This window comes from Pseudocitrobacter sp. 2023LY-00077 (assembly GCF_055796175.1).
On record NZ_JBSPEI010000001.1, the window covers coordinates 257,878 to 279,653 of the forward strand.

Below are 21,776 nucleotides of genomic sequence, written 5' to 3' on the forward strand. Positions count from 1 at the left end.
ATGTATGGAACTGCGAGGGATTACGCAGAAAAGAGCGCATGGTGATTACAGATGTGACAGTGAGTGTAGTATGTGTTCATGGAGAGTGATTCAGGGATTGAACGATGGAACAACGATACCGAATTGAGAGTGTAACGCTTAGAGATACCGGCGTTTTCGAGCACACCCATATTGAATTCCCCGAGGGGAGTCGTTCCGGTCACGAAGCGAAAAAAGCGGAAATTCATATTTTTACCGGGCCCAACGGATGTGGCAAAAGCACCATGCTGTATGCGCTTGCTGGCATTTTTGATCACGCCTCACCCAATCTTTCACCTCTCCATCAGCGATTCCGTAGCCGTAAGGCATCCGTTGTGTGTCGTTTCTGCGAAGAGCGTGCTGTTATCTCTGCCGGGGAAGAACGCGCTACGCGAAAAATAGCGATTGTTGGTGATGAACTGAGCCTCCTTACGTCATACAGGATGATTTCCCAGAGCGAACATTGGCCTGTAGAGGCATACGTAGATTTCGCCGCGTTTGCCTACTCAGGGCAGCGTTCGAACAGAGAAAAACTGCATACGTCAAAGATCGAAGAACTCGCTATTTCGCCATTTGAAGATGCTTTATCTTTCGATGCAACGGTCAGGCCTGCTGTTCTGGCAAAGTGGATTGCCAATAATCGAACCAAGGCCGCGCTGGCGCGCCTGGATTTAGCAGAAAGTGAGGCTGAAATTTATGATGAATCCTTATTAAGGATTTGCCGGTTTGTGAAAAATGTCTCGGGGCTCACGATATCATTTCGTTTAGAACGTTCGCCGCTGAGCGTAAAAGTTGAGCTCGAAGGCGAGAGCATTAAATATGATGTTCTACCCGATGGCCTGAAGTCCATCATCTCCTGGATTGCCGATTTAGCATTGCGTCTCGAATCCGTTCCGTGGCGTGTGCCGCGCGATATTTTTTCGCAACCTATTATTCTCTTTCTCGATGAAGTCGATATCCATCTTCACCCTGGCTGGCAACGTCGCATTTTACCGGCAATTCAAACGCTCTTACCTAACGCGCAGGTTTTTGTCTCAACGCACTCTCCGTTTGTGGTGGGCTCGGTAGAAGATGCCTGGGTATATCGACTGCCAGAGCAACGCTACGATCTGTGTAAGGATTCGGGGTCAATGGAATTAATTACCGCCATGAATTCATCTGCGGGGAAAAGCTATCAACTTATCCTGTCTGAAGTATTTGATATCAATGAGGAGTTTGACGTAGAAACCGAGTACCAGCTTGCCGAATTTAAACAGGCAATTCGAAAACATATTGTAGATAAGAATAATAAAGATGCCGTTATGCAGCTGGCCGCGCTTTTACAGGCTAAAGGTGAAGAGCTTAATGCCCTGGTAACAATGGAACTGCGCCAGATGCAACGGATATTGGCAAAATATACGGGAGATTAAATGTACGCATTTCACCGCAGCCAATGCCCGGATTATCTTACCGATTGCTGGGAACGCCTGGGACGTCATTACGAAGCGCGAAAACTACGTAATCAACGCTATCGATTCAAATGGTTTTCTGAATTTCGTTATCCGCTAACCAAACAGAAACTTTACGAGATGACGCAAGGGCATTGCGCCTTTTGTGATGGAGGAAGCTTAGGCGCTGAAAGTCGCATGACGCTCGAACATTTTAAACCTAAATCCCGAAAGCAATTTTATCGGCTAGCTTATCAATGGGAGAACCTCTATCCGTGTTGCGATACGTGTCAGGCGCAAAAGAGGGACGACTATGATGCAGCATTATTAGTTGGCGACCAACCTGGCTACGTTTTTGGTGATTACTTTATGGTGAACTATATTACGGGTGACCTGGAGCCTAATCCGTTGGTCGCATCTGAAAACCAGCATCGCGCTGATGTCACCATCGCGACATATGGCCTGAATTTAGGTGTGCGTAAAATCAGCCGCAAAAGAGAACTGCGCTATTTCCGACATCGTGATGCAAGTTTAGAGTTTATTGATGATTTTAGTTATCGCTACTTTTTAAGCGATGCTTAACGGTGATGAGTCAATAAGGCTAAAACCCCATCCACCACCTGCGCCATCCGCTCATAATCCAACCTTTCCGCGGTATCGCCCTTTAAATGGTACTCGGTATTTCGGAAAAACGCCGTGTCGGTAATCATCACTGCCGGAATACCTCGCTGCCAGTAGTTAAGATGATCCGAAAAGTCGATGCCGGGAACAAATGACGGTGCGTTGATGGAATATACGGGTAATGTTTTAACTGATAATAAACCGGCCTTTACCTGACGTACGGCGCTAATATCCTGCATTCTACCGACAACGGCAATGAAATTGCCGCGACCAGGGTACAGCCAGTTCAGCCCGGCGATGGGGTAACGTTGGCTGTCGGGCGCGTCGTCATAAAAGCCAATCATCTCCAGCGCCACCATTAGCTTTACCGGGCGGGTGAGTGACGCGGCATGTACGGCGCTGCCCATTTCATCACTGCGAAAGAAGGGCGGTTCTTCTGAGGCATAGGCAACCAGCTCAACGCTCGCAGTGGGGGCCTGCTGCCCGAGCAGGCGCGCCAGTTCCAGTAACCCGGCAACCCCACTGGCGTTATCATCAGCGCCGGGCGTCCAGCGTGTTTGCTCGCCCTCCATGGCGACCGCAGCATCATAGTGCGCGCCAATGATGATAAGCGGCCCTTGCTGCGAACCATAACGGGCGATGATGTTTTTGTAAGGCCCGCCGACGATCGGAACATCCTGCTCGCTCACCGATGCGCCGCTACGCTGGAATGTTTCGCGAATATATTTCGCAGCGGTATTGAGATGTTCGGTGTTATCAAAACCGCGTGGATAGAGCGTTTCCGACAGGTAGCGAACATCTTTTTCCAGCCTGGCAGGGCTGGCATGTTGTGTCAATGTGGGCAATGGAGAAACCCATGGCTGATAAACAGCAAATATAAAACTCACCAATATCACTATCGATATAAATATTATCTGCACCCAGCGTGCTTTTTTCATGTTTTTCAATGTGGCTGTATTTTATTTAGTGCTGAATCTTATCTCTTTAAAGGGTGCCGTGAAATGTTATTTTTTATCATTCATGCAATGAATGTGAAGGTGTTTATTATTCATAATTTCCATCCTCTCCAGGAATAATCCGCAAGATAGAGCTTGAGTGATAATTAACTGTATCAGATATAATGCTGGGTATATTTTATGATTTAGGTGTTGTTTTATTTAAAAAGGATTTTATATGTACAAGAATAAACTATTAATAATATCAATATGTAGTTTAACCCTCAGCGGTTGTTCTCATGGGCCCGCTTATACATCGGGTTCGATGTCAGGTTATACCTTGATGGGATCAGTAGCTGGCGCCTCTGCGCAGTTCGATACCTCTCGCTACACCCATTACGACGACAATCCGGTAAAACAGGTCGCACAATCTCCACTGGCGACGTTTAGCCTCGATGTGGATACGGCCAGCTATGCGAATGTGCGTCGTTTTCTGAACCAGGGGCAATTGCCTAACCCGGATGCCGTGCGGGTTGAAGAGATGCTGAATTATTTTCCCTTGAGCAAACGCCCGAATGATAAAACTGCTTTTGGGTGTCAGGAGGGACAGAATTCCGCAGAGCGCGGCGTTCATATTGAAATTACCTCCGGCTGCGAACCTGTTTCTCATCCTTTCACCGTTCAGTACGAACTCACTCCCGCTCCGTGGAATGAACAACACACCTTATTACGTCTGGATATTGCCGCGAAAGACTTAGCCAGCAGCGAGCGTCCAGCCGCCAACCTGGTTTTCTTGATTGATACCTCCGGTTCGATGGAAGGAGATGGCCGACTGCCGCTGATTCAATCGGCGCTTAAAATGATGGTCAATGACCTGCGCCCGCAGGATCGCGTCTCTATCGTCACCTATGCAGGTTCTTCCGAAGTCTTGCTGTCAGCGACCTCCGGGTCGGAGAAACAAACAATTATTCATGCGCTTAACGATCTCAGCGCTGGTGGCAGCACCAACGGCGGCGCCGGGCTTCAAATGGCCTACGAGCAGGCGCAAAAGGGTTTCATCAAAGGCGGCGTAAACCGCATCCTGCTGGCGACGGATGGTGATTTTAACGTCGGTATCGACGACCCGAAAGCCATCGAATCGTTGGTGAAAAAAGAGCGCGACACCGGCATTACGCTCTCCACGCTCGGCGTGGGTGATGACAACGTCAATGATGCAATGATGGTGAAAATTGCCGATGTGGGCAACGGCAACTACAGCTATCTCGACTCGTTATCGGAAGCGCAAAAGGTGCTGGGTCAGGAGATGCAACAAACGCTGGTCACGGTCGCCAAAGATGTCAAAGCGCAAATCGAGTTTAACCCGGCGCAGGTGATTGAATATCGCCAGATCGGTTACGAAAAACGCCAGTTGCGCGATGAAGATTTCAATAATGACGCTGTTGATGCCGGTGATATCGGTGCGGATAAACACGTCACTGTGCTGTTTGAGCTGACGTTAGCCGGGCAGAAAGGTTCGGTGGATGCGTTACGCTATGGCAACACGTTCGCGAAAGCCGCCACCGGCAAAGAGAATGAACTGCTGTGGGTGAAGCTGCGCTACAAAGCGCCGCAGGGTGAAACCAGCCGCTTGATGAGCCAACCGGTGATGGCGACATCGTTACAAAACAGCTTTGAAATGGCGTCCACGGATATGCGTTTTCTCTCAGCGGTAGCCGCTTACGGGCAAAAACTGCGCGGTTCTGATGAACTGGCAAAAACGTCCTGGCAGCAGATTGCCGGCTGGGCGGAGCGGGCTAAAGGTACGGATGAAAAAGGTTACCGGGCGGAGTTTATCCGGCTGGTGGATCTCACCGCAGGGCTGTCGCGCTGAACGAAGGGGGCGGTTTCGCCCCCGTCACGATTACAGCGAAATGACGGTAAAATCCTCCGCCATTTCGCTGGCCGGAAAAATATCCCGGCACTCTGCCAGCATTCGCCTGCATCCTTCGGCGTCATAGCGCGAGCTGACGTGCGTAATAACCAAACGCCCCACGCCCGCATCGCGCGCCAGTTCGGCGGCCTGACGCGTTGATGAGTGCCCGCGGCTGTTGGCTTTCTCTTCCATCGCCGTTTCCAGGGTGGTTTCATGCACCATCATATCCACCCCGTGTGCCAGTGCGGACGCGCCCTCGCAGGGTGCCGTATCGCCAAAAATCGCCAGCGTTTTACCCGGCGTGTTGGGAGAGAGATAGTCGCGACCATCAATCACGCGGCCATCTTCCAGCGTCACGCGCAGCCCGTCCTTAAGCTGCTGGAACAGCGGCCCCGGCTTCACGCCTGCGTTAATCAAGGCTTTTGCATCGAGTGCGCCCGGTTTTTCATGCTCTTCAACCCGATAGCCGTAGCACTCAACCGGGTGATTAAGCGGATAGGCCGTAACCTTTCGCAGACCATCGTCCATCACAAAACCGGCGCTCACCTCGACGACTTCCATTGGATAGTCAGTCCATGAGCCGCTCAGGCGCAGCGTGGTTTCAACAAACTCGCGTAAACCTTTTGGCCCGTATAGCGTTACCGGGTTCATATTGCCCGCCATTGAACGACTGCACAGCAGCCCCGGCAGGCCAAACAGATGATCGCCATGCAAATGGGTGATGAAGATGCGGTCGATTTTTCCCGGATGCAGCGTGGTTTCCAGCAGTTGATGCTGCGTGCCCTCGCCGCAGTCAAACAGCCAGACTGCCGGTTGCGTTGGATGCTGATGATGCAGCAGAATGGCGGTGACGTTGCGCGTCCGGGTCGGTACGCCAGCGGATGTTCCCAAAAAAGTCAGTTGCATAACGCCGCTCCCATGGCGGTAATAAAAACAATAACGATTAAGGAGCCTACCATGATTCAGTGGCAAGATTTGCACCATTCTGATTTAACCGTCCCGCAGCTGTACGCGCTGCTTCAATTACGCTGTGAAGTTTTTGTGGTTGAGCAGGCTTGTGTCTATCAGGACATCGATGGCGATGATCTGGTTGGCGAGAACCGTCATCTTCTCGGCTGGCAGGGCGATACGCTGGTGGCATATGCGAGACTTCTGAAAAGTGAAGATGATTTTTCCCCCGTTTCTATTGGTCGGGTGATTGTCAGCCCTGCCGTTCGTGGGGAAAAAGTGGGTTATCAACTGATGGAACGCGCGTTAGCAAGTTGCGCGCAACACTGGCCGGAACACGCGCTGTATCTGGGCGCGCAGGCGCATCTGCAGAATTTTTATCGCCACTTTGGTTTTATTCCGGTCACCGATGTTTACGACGAAGATGGTATTCCGCACGTCGGGATGGCGCGCGAGGTCGGGCAGGCGTAACCGGCAAGCGTTGACTATAGTTATCCCACAGGTTTAGCAAACATGGAGATAAACTATGGTTAATGAAACACATATTGACGACGACCTGACTCTGCTGAGCGATACCCTGGAAGAGGTGCTTCGTTCTTCCGGCGATCCCGCTGACCAGAAATACGTCGAGCTGAAAGCCCGTGCGGAAAATGCGCTGCATGATGTTAAATCCCGCGTGAGCCATGCTTCTGACACTTACTATTACCGGGCGAAAAAAGCGGTGTATCGCGCCGACGACTATGTGCACGAAAAACCGTGGCAGGGTATTGGCGTAGGTGCAGCGGTCGGGCTGGTGTTAGGTCTTTTATTGACCCGTCGCTGAGCCAAATCACACTCCCTAATCATGGGTACTGCTTTTTATAACCAGTACCCCGTATAATGTACGGTTTTTAGAATAGGGAGGTTCGCGTGCTATCCGTTTCTGCTGCGCTAAAGAGTCTGGCTGACTCTCTGTCGGACGATTTTCCCGCTTCACCCGGCACGCGAATTATCGAGATCCCATTCCCGTTAACTGACGCATTCGACCCGCTTTGCTGGTTGAATGCGCAGGCCATCTGGCCGCAATTCTGGTGGCAGCAGCGCAGCGGCGCTGATGAACTTGCTGCCCTTGGCGCGGCCGTGTCGTTTTCCTCACTGGCTCAGGCCGAAGAATATTTAGATCGCTATGATGCTGATGATATTCGTATTTGTGGCCTGAATAGCTTTGATGACAGGCAGAGAGCACTTTTTTTGCCGCGTCTGGAGTGGCGTCGTGAGGGCGGACATGCGTCGTTAAGAGTAAACCTCGCGAGCGACACCTCGTTGCAGGCAGACGCCGTGGCAGCGAAAGCGTTTATTGCGCAGCTGTCGTCACAAAGCGTCTGTCATACCTCCGCGCTGACGCTGGAAAGCGAGATACATCGACCGGGTGAAGCCGGATGGCGCGGGCTGATTGAACAGGCTACGCGTGCCATCGCCGACGGCGAGCTCGATAAAGTCGTGCTGGCGCGCGCTACCGATCTCACGTTCACGACACCGCCCGATGCTGGCGCATTAATGGCCGCCAGCCGCCGGGTAAATCTCAACTGCTATCACTTCTTTATGGCGTTTGACGCTCAGCAGGCTTTTTTCGGCTCGTCCCCGGAACGGCTGTGGCGCAGGCGCGGTCTCGATCTGGTCACTGAAGCGCTGGCGGGGACCGTCGCCAGCCATTCTGACCCGGCTCAGGCGCAGCATCTGGCCGACTGGCTAATGAATGACGACAAAAACCAGCGCGAGAACATGCTGGTGGTGGACGACATCTGTGCGCGTTTGCAGGGGTACGTCGATACGCTGGATATCCTGCCTGCGGAAACGGTCCGCTTGAGAAAAGTTCAGCATTTACGCCGCATTATCCAGGCTAAGCTGAAGGAAGCGAATGATTACCGCTGTCTGATGCAACTGCAACCCACTGCAGCCGTGTCTGGCTTACCGCGTGCGCAGGCCTTCGATTTTATTGATTGCTTTGAGCCGTTTTCGCGGGAATGGTACGCGGGCTCGGCGGGCTATATCAGCCGCCGTCAGAGCGAGTTTTGCGTCACGCTGCGTTCGGCAAAAGTGAGTGGCAACACGGTGCGCCTGTATGCGGGCGCAGGAATTGTCGCCGGTTCGCAGGCCGATTCGGAATGGCAGGAAATAGAAAATAAAGCAGCGGGGCTGCGTTCTTTATTGTTCTCTGAGTAGAACATTAACGACTCATATCAAAATCTCATTGTTTCGTATTATTTATACTGAGTCGCAATATTGATACCGGACAAACATATGTCAGTAAGCGCTTTCAACCGACGCTGGGCGGCGGTGATCCTTGAAGCTTTAACCCGTCACGGCGTGCGCCATATCTGCATCGCTCCGGGGTCACGTTCCACACCGCTTACCCTGGCGGCCGCTGAAAACCGTACATTTATTCATCACACGCATTTTGATGAGCGTGGGCTGGGCCATCTGGCGTTAGGGCTGGCGAAGGTCAGTCGCCAGCCGGTCGCGGTGATTGTTACCTCAGGAACTGCGGTGGCGAATCTCTATCCAGCGCTGATCGAAGCCGGGCTCAGCGGGGAAAAAATCATACTTCTGACCGCCGACAGGCCGCCGGAGCTGATTGACTGTGGGGCGAATCAGGCGATTCGTCAGCCGGGCATGTTTGCTTCACATCCCTCTGAAACGCTTTCTCTGCCGCGTCCGAGCCAGGATATTCCGGCTCGCTGGCTGGTCTCTTCGATTGATCATGCGTTGGGCTCGCTCCATGCGGGCGGCGTACACATTAACTGCCCGTTCGCTGAGCCGCTGTATGGCGAAATGGACGACACGGGCCTCGACTGGCAGCAGGCGCTGGGCAAGTGGTGGCAGGAAGACAAACCCTGGCTGCGCGAATCGCTGCATCTTGAAAGCAATAAGCAGCGCGACTGGTTCTTCTGGCGGCAAAAACGCGGCGTTGTGGTTGCCGGGCGCATGAGCGCCGAAGAGGGTAAAAAGGTTGCCGAATGGGCGAAAACGCTCGGCTGGCCGCTGATTGGCGATGTCCTTTCGCAAACCGGCCAACCGTTGCCCTGCGCGGATTTGTGGCTGGGTAATGCGGCGGCAGTGAGTGAACTGGCGCAGGCGCAAATCGTGGTGCAGATTGGCAGCAGTCTGACGGGCAAACGCCTGTTGCAGTGGCAGCAGGCCTGTGAGCCGGAGGAGTACTGGCTGGTGGATAATCTCACCGGGCGGTTAGACCCGGCACATCATCGTGGTCGCCGACTGGTAGGCGAAATTGACCATTGGCTGGAACTGCATCCGGCAGAAAAACGCACGCCATGGTGTACAGCGATCCCGCGTCTTGCTGAGCAGGCATGGGAGAATGTCCGCGCCATTAGCGAAACTTTCGGCGAAGCGCAGCTGGCGCATCGCATCCGCCATTATTTGCCGCAGCAGGGGCAGCTTTTTGTCGGCAACAGTCTGGTGGTCCGTTTGATTGACGCGCTAAGCCAGCTGCCTGCCGGGTATCCGGTCTACAGCAATCGCGGGGCCAGCGGTATCGACGGTTTGATCTCAACGGCGGCGGGGGTGCAGCGCGCCAGCGCCAAATCAACCCTGGCGATTGTGGGCGACCTCTCCGCGTTATATGACCTCAACGCGCTTGCGCTGCTGCGCCAGGTTTCCGCGCCTTTCGTACTCATCGTGGTGAACAACAACGGCGGGCAGATTTTCTCGCTGCTGCCCACTCCGGTGGAGGAGCGTGAACGCTTCTACGCCATGCCGCAGAATGTGCATTTTGAACATGCGGCGAAAATGTTTGGCCTGAATTATCATCAGCCGCAGGACTGGGCCGCGCTTGAAGCCGCGCTCGATAAAGCCTGGCGTACGCCCGCCACCACGGTAATTGAACTGGTGGTGAACGACACCGATGGCGCGCAAACTTTGCAACAGCTGCTGGCGCAGGTCAGTCATCTATGATGTTAAATGCCGTTGCGCGCGAAGGTGATGCCGGGCAACCGTGGCTGGTATTCCTGCACGGTTTCTCCGGTGATTGCCGTGAGTGGCAAACGGTAGGCGAGGCGTTCCCACGCGCCTCGCGGCTTTATATTGATTTGCCCGGTCACGGCGGTTCTGCCGATTGCCGGGTAACCCATTTTGCCGACGTCTGCGCGGCGCTCCAGGCGACGCTACTTAGTTACAACATCCTCAAATACTGGCTGGTGGGTTACTCGCTGGGCGGACGCATTGCGATGACATTTGCCTGCCAGCATCATCGGGAAGGATTGCTGGGCGTGGTGGTTGAGGGCAGTCATCCGGGGCTGCAAAGCGCAGAACAACGCGCGCAGCGCTGGCAATCGGACAGTTGCTGGGCGCAGCGTTTTGCCCGTGAACCGCTGAACCAGGTGTTTGACGCCTGGTATCGGCAGCCGGTCTTTGCCAGCCTGACGCCTGCGCAGCGCGACGCGCTGGTGGCGCTACGCCAAAACAATGACGGCAGCGCGCTGGCGGCTATGCTATTAGCAACGTCGTTAAGCGTGCAGGACGATCTGCGCGATGCCCTGCGCGATCGTCACTTCCCATTCTGGTATCTCTGCGGCGAACGCGACAGCAAATTCAGGGCCATAGCCGATGAGCTTGCCGCGCCTTGCCATGTAATTCGTAACGCCGGACACAACGCGCATCGGGAAAACCCCGAGGGCGTGGTGGCGTGTCTGGCGCAGATTGTGCATCTCTGACTATAGGACACACTATGATCTATCCTGATGAAGCTATGCTTTACGCGCCGATTGAATGGCAAGACTGTTCTGAAGGCTACACCGACATTCGTTACCAGAAATCTGCTGACGGCATTGCCAAAATTACCATCAACCGTCCGCAGGTGCGTAACGCCTTCCGTCCGCTGACCGTTAAAGAGATGATTCAGGCGCTGGCGGATGCGCGCTATGACGACAATATCGGGGTGATTGTCCTGACTGGCGAAGGCGACAAAGCGTTCTGTTCCGGTGGCGATCAGAAAGTGCGCGGCGACTACGGCGGATACCAGGATGATGCAGGCACGCACCATCTGAACGTACTCGATTTCCAGCGCCAGATCCGCACCTGCCCGAAACCGGTAGTCGCGATGGTGGCAGGCTATTCCATTGGCGGCGGTCACGTACTGCATATGATGTGTGACCTGACGATTGCGGCAGAAAACGCCATCTTCGGTCAGACGGGCCCGAAAGTGGGCTCCTTCGACGGCGGCTGGGGCGCATCCTACATGGCGCGTATCGTCGGGCAGAAAAAAGCGCGTGAAATCTGGTTCCTGTGCCGTCAGTACAATGCTCAGGAAGCGCTGGATATGGGTCTGGTCAACACCGTTGTGCCGCTGGCTGACCTCGAAAAAGAGACCATTCGCTGGTGTCGCGAAATGCTGCAAAACAGCCCAATGGCGCTGCGCTGCCTGAAAGCTGCACTGAACGCCGACTGTGATGGTCAGGCGGGTCTGCAGGAACTGGCGGGTAACGCCACGATGCTGTTCTACATGACCGAAGAAGGTCAGGAAGGGCGCAACGCGTTTAACCAGAAACGCCAGCCTGATTTCAGCAAATTTAAACGGAACCCGTAATGCGACACGCGCAGGTTTACCGCTGGCAGGTACCAATGGACGCGGGCGTGGTACTGCGCGAACGGCGGCTAAAAACCCGCGACGGATTGTTTGTCTGGCTGCGTGACGGTGAGCGCGAAGGCTGGGGAGAAATCTCCCCGCTGCCGGGCTTCAGCCGTGAAACGCTGGACGAGGCGCAATCCGCTTTGCTGGGCTGGGTGCAAAACTGGCGACAGGGTGCTGAGACCCCGTTGCCGGAACTGCCCTCGGCGGCGTTTGGCATTAGCTGTGCGCTGGCGGAACTGGACGACACGCTGCCGACGACGGCGGATTATCGTGCCGCGCCGCTGTGCACTGGCGACCCGGATGAACTGGTGCTGGCGCTGGCTGACATGCCCGGCGAAAAAGTGGCGAAGGTGAAAGTCGGACTGTATGAGGCCGTGCGAGACGGCATGGTGGTGAATCTGCTGCTGGAAGCGATCCCTGATTTGCAGCTGCGGCTGGATGCCAATCGCGCCTGGACGCCGCTAAAAGCGCAGCAGTTTGCCAAATACGTCAACCCGGCATTCCGCGATCGCATCGCGTTTCTCGAAGAACCGTGTAAAACACGCGATGATTCGCGCGCGTTTGCTGCGGAAACGGGGATTGCTATCGCGTGGGATGAAAGCCTGCGCGATGACGATTTCCGCTTCGAAGCCGAGCCTGGCGTGCGCGCGGTGGTGATTAAACCGACTCTCACCGGTAGCCTGCAAAAAGTGCAGGCGCAAGTGGCGGCGGCGCACGCGCTGGGTTTGACGGCGGTCATCAGCTCTTCCATTGAGTCGAGCCTTGGCCTGACGCAGCTGGCGCGCATTGCGGCCTGGCTGACGCCGAATACGATCCCGGGCCTTGATACCCTCAATCTGATGCAGGCGCAGCTGATTCGCCGCTGGCCGGATAACCCGCTGCCGTGCCTGGATATGCTGTCGCTGGAGCCGTTGCTGTGAGTTTTTCTACCTGGCCCTGGCGTGACTGGCGAGAGCAGCGGGGCGTTGCGTCTGCGCTGCGCCTCGACAATGAGACGCTTCACTGGACGCAGCTGTGTGAGCGAATCGACGCGCTGGCAGCCGGTTTTCAGGCGCAGGGCGTACGCGATGGTGACGGCGTAGCGCTATGCGCGCGCAACCGGGGTGAAACGGTGCTGGCCTGGCTGGCATTGTTACAGTGCGGGGCGCGTGTTTTACCGCTTAACCCGCGTCTGCCCACCACGCTGATTAACGCCTTACTGCCGGGGTTAACGCTGCGTCACGTGCTCAACCTGGAAAACAGTGAGATTGCCGATTCACTGCCACGCCTCACGCTGCGAGAATCCCCGGGTTATCACGATGTTGGCTGGCGGCCTGAACGCCTGGCCTCGATGACTCTCACCTCGGGCTCCACGGGCCTGCCAAAAGCGGCGGTGCACACCTGTGCGGCGCATTTTGCCAGCGCGCAGGGCGTGTTAAGTTTGATTCCATTTGCGCAGGATGAATGCTGGCTTTTGTCGTTGCCGCTGTTCCATGTCTCCGGGCAAGGGATTTTCTGGCGCTGGCTCTATTCTGGCGCGCAGATGGCGGTGAGCGAGCGACCACTCGCCCAGGCACTACACGGATGTACACATGCCTCACTCGTGCCGACTCAGCTTTGGCGCTTGTTGAATGATGAACAGCCGCTGTCGCTGAAAGCCGTGCTGTTGGGCGGCGCGGCCATTCCTGCCGACCTGACCAAACAGGCAAGCTCTATGGGGATCCGTACCTTCTGTGGCTACGGACTTACCGAATTTGCCTCGACGGTTTGTGCGCGTGAAGCCAACGGCGGCGATGATGTGGGAACGCCGCTTGCCGGGCGTGAGCTCAAACTGGTGAAGGATGAAGTCTGGCTGCGCGCGCAAAGTATGGCCTCGGGCTACTGGCGCGATGGCGCGCTTGTGCCGCTGGTGAATGCCGAAGGTTGGTTTGCCACGCGCGATCGTGGCGAAATTCGCGACGGTAAGCTCTATATTGTCGGGCGCATGGATAACCTCTTCTTTAGCGGCGGGGAAGGTATCCAACCTGAAGCCGTGGAGCGGGTCATTGTGGCGCATCCTGCGGTCTCTCAGGTGTTTATCGTTCCTGTGGATGATCCTGAGTTTGGGCAGCGCCCGGTCGCGGTAGTGGATAGCGAAAGCGATGTCGATCTTTCTGTACTGGCGGGTTGGGCGAAAGATCAACTGGCGGGCTTCCAGCAACCGTGCCGCTGGCTGCGGTTACCGGAAACGATGAAAAATAGCGGGATTAAGGTCTCTCGCCATCAGTTGCGAGAGTGGGTTGCGCAAAAATTAAAGTAACCCTTTCAGCGTCAATGTCTTGCGAGTGGCGACGTTCAGATCGTAGCTCGCGAGATCTTCCGGTTTTACCCACGCGTAGTCCTGAAACTCATCGTTCAGCACAATCTCACGGTTGGCGCTGACGCAGTCGAAAATCAGGTAAATCATATAAATCTCTTCCTGATGGCCATCGGCGTAAGTTTTGGTGCGCACGTCGTCGCTAAAGGTCCACGGTGTAATGTGGCTTAACACCAGTTTTTCCCCAAGTTCTTCGCGAATTTCGCGACGTAGCGCCTCTTCAATTTTCTCGCCGGGCTCTACGCCGCCACCCGAAAGCGCCCACTGACCGGGGAAGACGCCACGATCGTCCGCCATTTTGCACAGTAACCAGGCGCCATTATTTTGAATGAGCGGGCATACAATCGTTCTTTGACGCATAAGTAAATCCTTATATAAGACGGAGTTAATCCTATTGTACGTTGATAATCGTCAGTAATTTGCGAGGCTTCTCCGGAATGAGAGAAAAGACCGTATTAAGGTCCACATTCCCTCACCTTGAGTGATACTTTCATGTCGCAATTAGTTACAATTTGAAGAGTGATCGCCCTTTTAGTTCATGGATTTGGCGATATTCAGCAGTACAATTCGCCTGATTTTTTGGTGATTCACACTGTGCTTGCGGGAAAGGATTAAAATGAAAAAGAGCATACTATTTGGCCTGATGGGGATGCTGTTGCTCCCGGTTGCGGCAAATGCAATCAGCGTTAGCGGCCAGGCTGGCGAAGAATATACCAACCTTGGCGTCGGCTTTGGCACCGAATCGACGGGCCTTGCGCTGAGCGGTAACTGGGCGCATAACGACGATCACGGCGATATCGTGGGTGCGGCGTTGGGAGTGAACATTCCATTAGGGCCGTTTATGGCAACAGCGGGCGGCAAAGGTGTTTATCTGAGCCCGAACTACGGTGATGATGGTTACGCGGCGGCGGTTGGCGGCGGTTTACAGTGGCAAATCGGCGAACGCTTCCATCTGTTTGGTGAGTATTACTACTCGCCGGATTCGCTGTCCAGCGGCGTAAAAGACTACGAAGAAGCCAACGCGGGCGGTCGCTTTATGATTATGCGTCCGTTGAGCGTGGAAGCGGGATACCGCTATATCAACCTCGCCGGCAAAGATGGCAATCGCGACAGCGCCGTCGCAGATGGCCCTTACGTCGGCGTCAGCGCTAACTTCTGATTCTCCCCGGCGCGGCACTCAGCCGCGCCAGTTTTCTCGTTTTTATTCCTCGCCTTGCGCTATAGTAAATCGTCCTCTTTTACTGGAGAAAGCGATGATTAACGTAGAGATGCTGTCTACGGGCGACGAAGTCTTATACGGGCAAATTGTTGATACCAATGCGGCCTGGCTTGCTGATTTCTTATTTGAACAAGGTTTACCGCTTTCCCGGCGTAACACGGTGGGCGACAAACTCGATGACCTGGTGTCGATTCTGCGCGAGCGCAGCACGCAGGCTGATGTCCTGATTGTTAACGGCGGTTTAGGACCGACGAGTGATGATTTAAGTGCGCTTGCCGCTGCAACGGCGAAAGGCGAATCACTGGTTCTGCATGAACCATGGCTGGCGCAGATGGAGAAATTCTTCAAAGAGCGTGGCCGCGTGATGGCGCCGAGCAATCGCAAACAGGCGGAAATTCCTGCCAGCGCCGAGTTTATTGATAACCCGGTGGGTACGGCCTGCGGTTTTGCCGTTAAGCTCAACCGTTGCCTGATTTTCTTCACCCCTGGCGTGCCGTCTGAATTTAAGGTGATGGTTCAGCAGGAAATTCTGCCACGCCTGCGCGCACGTTTTGATATCCCTGAGCCGCCGCTGTGTTTGCGACTCACCACGTTCGGGCGTTCGGAAAGCGATCTCGCGCAAAGTCTCGATCACCTGACGCTGCCTGCGGGCGTATCGATGGGCTATCGTTCATCGATGCCGATTATTGAACTCAAGCTGACTGGCCCGGCGAGCGAACGTCAGGCAATGGAAGCCCTGTGGCCGGAAGTGAAAAAGGTGGCGGGCGATAGCCTGATTTTTGAAGGCACCGAAGGCTTGCCGAAACAGCTTGCCCGCGCATTGCAGGATAAGCAGCTGAGCCTGACGCTGAGCGAACAGTTCACCGGCGGGCTGCTGGCGCTGGAGCTGCAACGCGCGGGTGCGCCGCTGCTGGCCAGTGAGGTGATTCCTTCGCAGGAAGAGACGCTGGCGCAAACGGCACGGTGGGCGGAAGAGCGCCGCGAAAACCATTTTGCCGGCGTAGCGTTGTCGGTGACCGGGCTTGAAAACGAGCATCTGAACTTTGCGCTCTCCACCGCAGAAGGTACGTGGGCGCTGCGCGTGAAGTTCAACACCACGCGTCACAGCCTGGTTGTGCGCCAGCAGGTTTGCGCCATGATGGCGATGAACATGCTACGCCGCTGGCTTAACGGGATGGATGTCGCCAGCGAGCACGGCTGGATTGAAGTGGTGGAAACGCTGAAAGTGTAGCGGCGTGGCATTGCCGGATGCGGCTACGCCTTATCCGGCCTACAGATTTCGCATAAACCGGTAGGCCTGATAAGCGAAGCGCATCAGGCGTTGTGCAGGCGGAATTGCCGGATGGCGGCTACGCCTTATGCGGCCTACAGATTTCGCATAAACCGGTAGGCCTGATAAGCGAAGCGCATCAGGCATTGTGCAGGCGGCATTGCCGGATGGCGGCTACGCCTTATCCGGCCTACAGATTTCGCATAAACCGGTAGGCCTGATAAGCGAAGCGCATCAGGCGTTGTGCAGGCGGAATTGCCGGATGGCGGCTACGCCTTATCCGGCCTACAGATTTCGCATAAACCGGTAGGCCTGATAAGCGAAGCGCATCAGGCATTGTGCAGGCGGAATTGCTTATGCCGATAGCGCTTGAGCCAGCAGGGTAATCGGATGCTCGCAGCGCTTGCTGGTCGACATCTCGATTTGCCATTTACAGGTTTCGCAATCGGTCACCACGATATCCGCGCCGCTTTCCTCAATCTGGCGGAACAGCGGCGCGCCGACGGCCTGCGAGGTGGGGTAATTCTCCGACTTAAAGCCATAGGTGCCCGCAATGCCGCAGCACTGGGAATCGAGCACTGTTAGCTCCAGCCCTGGGATTTGCCGCAGCAGTTCCAGGGTGTAGAGCGTCCAGCCCATTTTCTCCATATGACACGGCGTGTGATACACCACCTTCAGCGGCAACGGTTTAAGCGGCAGCGTTTTCCCTTCATCCAGCTTCCGCCACAGCCAGCGTGTGGCAAGGTCGATATGCTCACGCAGGCCGCCGTTATCGACATTTAGCAGATGCGGATATTCATCGCGCAGCGTAAATGTGCAGGTAGAGGAGGTTGCGATCACGGGCAGCGATTTATCCTCAATGGCCTCGCGCAGTGACGCGACGTTGCTTTGCGCCTGCTTGCGCGCCTTATCGGTAAAACCGTTAGCAATCAACGGCACGCCGCAACATTTCTCTTTGCTCAATAGCTGGACGCCTGTTCCCAGCGCATTCAGCACCTTAATTAGATCTTTGCCCAATTGCGGATGGTTGTAGTTGACGTAGCAGCCATGGAAAAATGCCACCTGCTCGGCAAACTGCGCCTGCTGTTTTGCCACGCTGCGATACCAGCGGCGGAAGGTGCCGAAGGAGTATTTCGGCAGCGTGCGACGATGATCAATTTTTAGCGCCGCATCAAGCAGATGACGCACGGGCTTCAGCCCCGTTGCCGCATTCACCAGCGGCGCAAACGGCGTGGACATCTGCCCCATCAGGTCTGTATGGCTCAGTATGCGGTTACGCAGCGACGGTGGGGTGACGTCATAGCGCGCGCGGGCGCGCTGGATGATATCGCCAATTTTGACATCAGACGGGCACGCCACTTCGCAGCGTTTGCAGTTGATACAATATTTCAGCGCCTCATCGTACAACGCGCCGTCTTTCAGGCGCAGCCTCTCGCCGTCAGGGCCCGCCTGTTTCGGCCCCGGATAGCGCGGATTCACCCGGCTTACCGGGCAGGCCGTGGTGCAGGCGGTACATTTGATGCAATTCTCGAACTGGCCGCTACTCATGCTTCACCTCCCGTCAGCAGGGTAATTTGCTGCGCGGCATGGAGCGCCGTCACCGCACAAACGCCGCCGCCGCAGCCCTGAGCGATGGCATCGCAGCCGCCCAGCACTGAACCAATCACAAACAGATTTTCCAGCCGCTGGCCGGCAATGGCCGGACGCAGCGTTGCATCGGTCGCGACGCCAAACTGCTGCCATGGCTGAGGGTCAAAGACATCCGGGCGATACCATAATGCGCGGGTGGCCGCCTGCATCACGTCAAGATTAAGCACTGGTTCGCGAATCGTTTCACGGTTGGCGATTAACCCATTACTGAAGAAACTGCCGCTCGCCAGCACGACATAACGTGCGCGCAGGGGAATGTCGGCGTGATTACGCGTCCAGACGGCGGTGGCAAGTTGATTTTCCAGCGTCACCTTTTGCACTTCATCGCCCGGCATCCAGACGCCACCCGCGCGGATAAATTGCCGTTGAAGCTGCGCCTGCAAACGCATGCCGGGTACGGATGGCGGCAGCGTCGGCAACAGATGTAGCGCACAGCTGAGCGTTGCGCAGAGCCAGTCATACAGCTGGCTATCGCTGGCGCCAAAACAGGCCGGAAGCCACAGGGCATCGTAACCTTCCGCCAGCGGAGCGAGCGCATCGTACAACGGTTGCCACTGTTCCGGCTGGTCGAGCAGGCGAGCGATGTTTGCCGCGCGGAATTCGCTGGCGTTTTCGCGCAGCACATCCAGCTGTGGCAGGTCGATTTCAACCGTATCGACGTCAAGTCCCTGTTTGCGTAATGATTCGGCGGCAAGGGGTGCCTGAAAATCGAGAAAACCGGTTATCCCCACAACGCGGACTTTACTGGCCGCTGGCGGGAAGTGTGGCGTTTCGCGAGGGCTAAGCCAGGCGCTACGCAACAGGCCCAGCGGGGTAACTCGCTGATGCGACTGTCCGGCGTCGCCCTGAAAATCGATGCCACAATCACTGAGCAGCACCTGCGCCTGACGGGCGTACGACAGGACGTTTTCGCAGCCTACCTTGTTGTAAGGATGTTCCGGAGCTTGCCGCGTTAATGCTTCCAGTCCGAGTTGAATATCCTCTACGGGCTGCCCGTCGGGCAACGTGCTGAGGAGATCCAGCGAACCCGATGCGAAGTTCAGCGCACTTTGCCCGCGGCTGACAATGGCGCAGCGCAGGCCTTGTGACTGCAGCTTTAACCCGCACAGTAACCCGGCCAGACCGCCGCCGATGATAACCGTATCAAATTTCATCCTGATGCTCCTTTTGCAGCCCGCACAATCCCTGATAGACCCAGCGTGTCAGTTCGCTTTCGCGCAGCGCATCACCCCAGGCAATTGGCTGCACGCCTTTCCAGCGCTCATTGAGGAAATCCGACAGCTGTTTTAGCGACTGGCTGGCATCGGTCGCGTGAAAACGTGGCAGCAGTCCCGCCGCTCGGCAGGCGCACAGTTCGCCCTGGCAGGTACCCATGCCGACGCGGGTGCGGCGACGCAGATCGAGCAAATTGCGCACATTCAGGTTTTCTACCGCGTATTGTACTTCCCCTGCCGTAACGGCTTCGCATTCGCACACCAGGCTACGATGCAGACGGTTGTCGCCGATCCAGCCCGGCGTGCGGTCACCGTGGCGATAAATCACGGAACCGCGTAGCGGCGCAGGCAATGAGATGATGCGCTGGAGTGTTTTCTCCTGGCTTTCACGCGAGCCGGGCAGTGGGGTAGTGGCGGTGGTACACGATGTCGTGTTGCCCACTTTGCGACACACCGCATCGGTGGCCCATTCGGCCATCAGGCGATAGGTCATCAGTTTGCCGCCGGTGATGGTTATGAAACCTTCCATGCCGTCGCGCTGCGCGTGATCGAACAAGACAATGCCACGGCTGACGTTGCGCCCGGTCGGGTCATCATCGCAGGCAACTAACGGGCGTACGCCCGAGTAAGCGCGCAGAATACGCGTGCTGCCCATGCGCGGTGCCAGTTTTTCGCCTTCGCGGATCAATGTATCGACTTCCTGCGCGGTAACGCGGTTGTCGTCAATTTCGTCGTAATCGATGTGCATGGAGGTGGTGCCAATCAGCGAAATGGTATCGCCTGGCACCAGAATATCGGCATCCGCAGGCTTGCGGCAGCGGTTAATTACGTGCTGGTTGATACGATGATCGAGAATGAGCAGCGACCCTTTGGCCGGGAACATACGGATGCTCAGGTCGGCATATTCGGCGATGCGTTGCCCCCAGATCCCGGCGGCGTTGACCACCACCTGCGCACGGAGCTCACGCGTTTCCTGCGTTTGACGATCGTGCAACCGCACGCCGCGCACGTTCGCGCCGTCGCGAATAAGCCCGATGACTTCATGCCCGGTGAGAATGTCAGCACCGTGTTCGCGTGCATCCAGCATATTGGCTGCTGTCAGACGGAAGGGATCAACCGTGCCATCCGGGACTTTTACCGCGCCTGTCAGCGCCGGGTTAACGCCCGGCTCAATGCGTCGCGCTTCCTGCGGGTCAATCGCCTGCGCGTCAATACCTGCGCTGGCGCAGGCTTGTAAAAAGGTGGCCTGAAAGTCGAGGTTGTCTTCCGGCAAGGTGATAAACAGCCCGCCGGTGGGTTCGATACAGTGGCGGGCGATATGTCTCAGAATGCGGTTTTCGCTGATGCATTCCCGGGCCGATTCGCTATCGGTGACGGCATAGCGTGCGCCGCTGTGAAGCAGACCGTGGTTACGCCCGGTCGCGCCGGTGGCGATGTCGTGGCGTTCGACCAGTACTACCCTGAGACCACGTAGCGCGCAGTCGCGAGCAATTCCCGCGCCGGTTGCGCCACCGCCGATGATAATCGCATCGTACTCCCCTGATTGCTGCATTCTCCTGCCCCTACATAACAATATCCTTGTCTTCAGTAGGCCATAATTTGTAGGGAATTTGTTTGATTCTGCGCACATTCGAACTTATTACTTTCGTTTTCGAGCATTTATTGGTGTCAGAATGCGCGGCTTTCGACCAGGTTTTGCAGACAATCGCTCAACAACTGTACCGGGCTTCCTTCGGTGGGGGGCGTTTGGGCGATAAGCGAAATATGGCGATAAAAATCGGGTTCCAGAGGCACGGAACAGAGCGTGTGTTCTACCGCCTTTAAGGTCAATTCCGGTAATAAGGCAATCCCTAATCCCTGGCGAATAAAACTGATTGCCGTACCGGGATGATTAAATTCGTAGCGAATTTGCGGGGTGATATTTCGTGCCTGAAATAACGACATAATGGTCAACTCATAGCGCCCTTTACTGATAATCAGCGGCTGATTCACCAGGTCTTCCAGGGTAAGAGCGGTTCGCGCGGCAAAAGGATGATCGGCGGGCACGACGACGGTGAATTTATCTTTGTAGACGGCGTGAGAGTAGAGCGAGGTGACCGGAAAATGCACCAGCCCGGCGCTAAATTCTCCGGCGCGTACGGCATCAATAATTTCCGGGCCGTTTGCTTCGTGGGGAATAATATGAATATGCGGATGATGCTTCGTGAAATAACGGACAATCGGTGGAAGAATACAGGCGCAGGCGCTGGGAAAACAGCCAATATGTAGCCAGCTTACCGGCTGCGTTTTTTCCAGCGCGGCAATTTCTTTGATGGTGCTGACTTCCTGCATCACGTTGCGAAAGTGACTGACGATACGCTCGCCCACGGGCGTCAGGCGAATGGCACGCGCGCGTTCGCGAATAAAGATTTTTACCTGCAACTCATCTTCGATAGCTGAGATGGCCTGGCTTACCGCCGATTGGGTCATAAACAGGCGTTTTCCCGCTTCGGTAAAACCGCCGTAATCCAGCACCGCAAGGAGCGCGGTCATTTGGGTTATTGTCATTAGTTTTTACTACTGTTGATTATTAAAGCAATGAATTTTACTAATAGAATAAAG

At 55.6% G+C, this 21,776-nt stretch carries 19 protein-coding genes and 1 pseudogene; 13 read left to right on the forward strand and 7 right to left on the reverse strand.

From position 1 onward, the window contains the following. The first annotated feature begins 104 nt into the window (after positions 1–104). The gene (locus ACWWFX_RS01265; RefSeq protein WP_473223008.1) at positions 105–1,427 is read left to right on the forward strand and encodes an AAA family ATPase; all 1,323 of its coding nucleotides are present in this window, start codon (positions 105–107) and stop codon (positions 1,425–1,427) included. Continuing rightward, the gene (locus ACWWFX_RS01270; protein WP_473223009.1) at positions 1,428–2,027 is read left to right on the forward strand and encodes an HNH endonuclease family protein; all 600 of its coding nucleotides are present in this window, start codon (positions 1,428–1,430) and stop codon (positions 2,025–2,027) included. Here ACWWFX_RS01270 and ACWWFX_RS01275 read toward each other — a convergent pair. Next, positions 2,024–3,004, reverse strand: a complete 981-nt coding sequence (locus ACWWFX_RS01275; RefSeq protein ID WP_473223010.1) for a M28 family peptidase — start codon at positions 3,002–3,004, stop codon at positions 2,024–2,026. The two genes, ACWWFX_RS01270 and ACWWFX_RS01275, sit on opposite strands and share 4 nt — an antisense overlap. A gap of 376 nt (positions 3,005–3,380) precedes the next feature. Between ACWWFX_RS01275 and ACWWFX_RS01280 the strand changes: the two are divergent. Then, a pseudogene (locus tag ACWWFX_RS01280) lies at positions 3,381–4,871 on the forward strand (vWA domain-containing protein); the annotation flags it as partial. Positions 4,872–4,901: 30 nt separating this feature from the next. Here the strand turns inward: ACWWFX_RS01280 and rbn are convergent. After that, the gene (rbn, locus tag ACWWFX_RS01285; protein ID WP_473223011.1) at positions 4,902–5,819 is read right to left on the reverse strand and encodes a ribonuclease BN; all 918 of its coding nucleotides are present in this window, start codon (positions 5,817–5,819) and stop codon (positions 4,902–4,904) included. A 51-nt stretch (positions 5,820–5,870) separates the two neighbouring features. Here rbn and ACWWFX_RS01290 point away from each other — a divergent pair, with 51 nt between their 5' ends. From ACWWFX_RS01290 to menE, 8 genes are all read left to right on the forward strand, one after another. Continuing rightward, entirely contained in the window at positions 5,871–6,332 is a 462-nt protein-coding gene (locus ACWWFX_RS01290; protein WP_276219767.1) for a GNAT family N-acetyltransferase, read from the forward strand. 55 nt (positions 6,333–6,387) lie between these two features. Next, positions 6,388–6,684, forward strand: a complete 297-nt coding sequence (gene elaB / locus ACWWFX_RS01295; RefSeq protein WP_015963665.1) for a stress response protein ElaB — start codon at positions 6,388–6,390, stop codon at positions 6,682–6,684. A gap of 86 nt (positions 6,685–6,770) precedes the next feature. Beyond that, positions 6,771–8,063 (forward strand): isochorismate synthase MenF, encoded by a 1,293-nt coding sequence (menF, locus tag ACWWFX_RS01300; protein WP_473223012.1) that lies wholly within the window; start codon positions 6,771–6,773, stop codon positions 8,061–8,063. 78 nt (positions 8,064–8,141) lie between these two features. Further along, positions 8,142–9,812, forward strand: a complete 1,671-nt coding sequence (gene menD / locus ACWWFX_RS01305; RefSeq protein WP_473223013.1) for a 2-succinyl-5-enolpyruvyl-6-hydroxy-3-cyclohexene-1-carboxylic-acid synthase — start codon at positions 8,142–8,144, stop codon at positions 9,810–9,812. Next, positions 9,809–10,570 (forward strand): 2-succinyl-6-hydroxy-2,4-cyclohexadiene-1-carboxylate synthase, encoded by a 762-nt coding sequence (gene menH, locus ACWWFX_RS01310; protein WP_473223014.1) that lies wholly within the window; start codon positions 9,809–9,811, stop codon positions 10,568–10,570. Before menD ends, menH begins: the two co-directional genes overlap by 4 nt. Positions 10,571–10,584: 14 nt before the next feature. Then, complete coding sequence (gene menB, locus ACWWFX_RS01315; protein WP_108473603.1) at positions 10,585–11,442, forward strand: 1,4-dihydroxy-2-naphthoyl-CoA synthase; 858 nt, start codon at positions 10,585–10,587, stop codon at positions 11,440–11,442. Next, positions 11,442–12,407: an o-succinylbenzoate synthase gene (gene menC, locus ACWWFX_RS01320; protein WP_473223015.1), complete on the forward strand. Its 966-nt coding sequence runs from the start codon at positions 11,442–11,444 to the stop codon at positions 12,405–12,407. The genes menB and menC overlap by 1 nt, the downstream gene beginning before the upstream one ends. Continuing rightward, a complete protein-coding gene (gene menE, locus ACWWFX_RS01325; RefSeq protein ID WP_473223016.1) occupies positions 12,404–13,765 on the forward strand; it encodes an o-succinylbenzoate--CoA ligase in 1,362 nt (453 codons plus the stop codon). The genes menC and menE overlap by 4 nt, the downstream gene beginning before the upstream one ends. Here menE and nudI read toward each other — a convergent pair. Next, a complete protein-coding gene (gene nudI, locus ACWWFX_RS01330; RefSeq protein ID WP_276219774.1) occupies positions 13,757–14,182 on the reverse strand; it encodes a nucleoside triphosphatase NudI in 426 nt (141 codons plus the stop codon). The genes menE and nudI overlap by 9 nt on opposite strands. 256 nt (positions 14,183–14,438) lie before the next feature. On the opposite strand from nudI, the gene ACWWFX_RS01335 reads away from it, so the two are divergent. Together ACWWFX_RS01335 and ACWWFX_RS01340 are read left to right on the forward strand one after the other, a co-directional pair. Then, complete coding sequence (locus ACWWFX_RS01335) at positions 14,439–14,981, forward strand: YfaZ family outer membrane protein (protein ID WP_231826680.1); 543 nt, start codon at positions 14,439–14,441, stop codon at positions 14,979–14,981. Between the two features lie 94 nt (positions 14,982–15,075). Continuing rightward, the gene (locus tag ACWWFX_RS01340; protein WP_276219775.1) at positions 15,076–16,272 is read left to right on the forward strand and encodes a nicotinamide mononucleotide deamidase-related protein YfaY; all 1,197 of its coding nucleotides are present in this window, start codon (positions 15,076–15,078) and stop codon (positions 16,270–16,272) included. Positions 16,273–16,665: 393 nt separating this feature from the next. Here ACWWFX_RS01340 and glpC read toward each other — a convergent pair whose 3' ends face one another. The 4 genes from glpC to ACWWFX_RS01360 all read right to left on the reverse strand — a co-directional run bounded on the left by glpC (position 16,666) and on the right by ACWWFX_RS01360 (position 21,722). Beyond that, complete coding sequence (gene glpC / locus ACWWFX_RS01345; RefSeq protein ID WP_456146045.1) at positions 16,666–17,859, reverse strand: anaerobic glycerol-3-phosphate dehydrogenase subunit GlpC; 1,194 nt, start codon at positions 17,857–17,859, stop codon at positions 16,666–16,668. Continuing rightward, positions 17,856–19,115, reverse strand: coding sequence for a glycerol-3-phosphate dehydrogenase subunit GlpB (glpB, locus tag ACWWFX_RS01350; RefSeq protein WP_473223017.1), 1,260 nt, complete (start codon positions 19,113–19,115; stop codon positions 17,856–17,858). The genes glpC and glpB overlap by 4 nt, the downstream gene beginning before the upstream one ends. Further along, complete coding sequence (glpA, locus tag ACWWFX_RS01355) at positions 19,105–20,727, reverse strand: anaerobic glycerol-3-phosphate dehydrogenase subunit A (RefSeq protein WP_473223018.1); 1,623 nt, start codon at positions 20,725–20,727, stop codon at positions 19,105–19,107. Before glpA ends, glpB begins: the two co-directional genes overlap by 11 nt. Positions 20,728–20,843: 116 nt before the next feature. After that, positions 20,844–21,722, reverse strand: coding sequence for a LysR family transcriptional regulator (locus ACWWFX_RS01360; protein WP_473223019.1), 879 nt, complete (start codon positions 21,720–21,722; stop codon positions 20,844–20,846). Between the last annotated feature and the right edge of the window lie 54 nt (positions 21,723–21,776).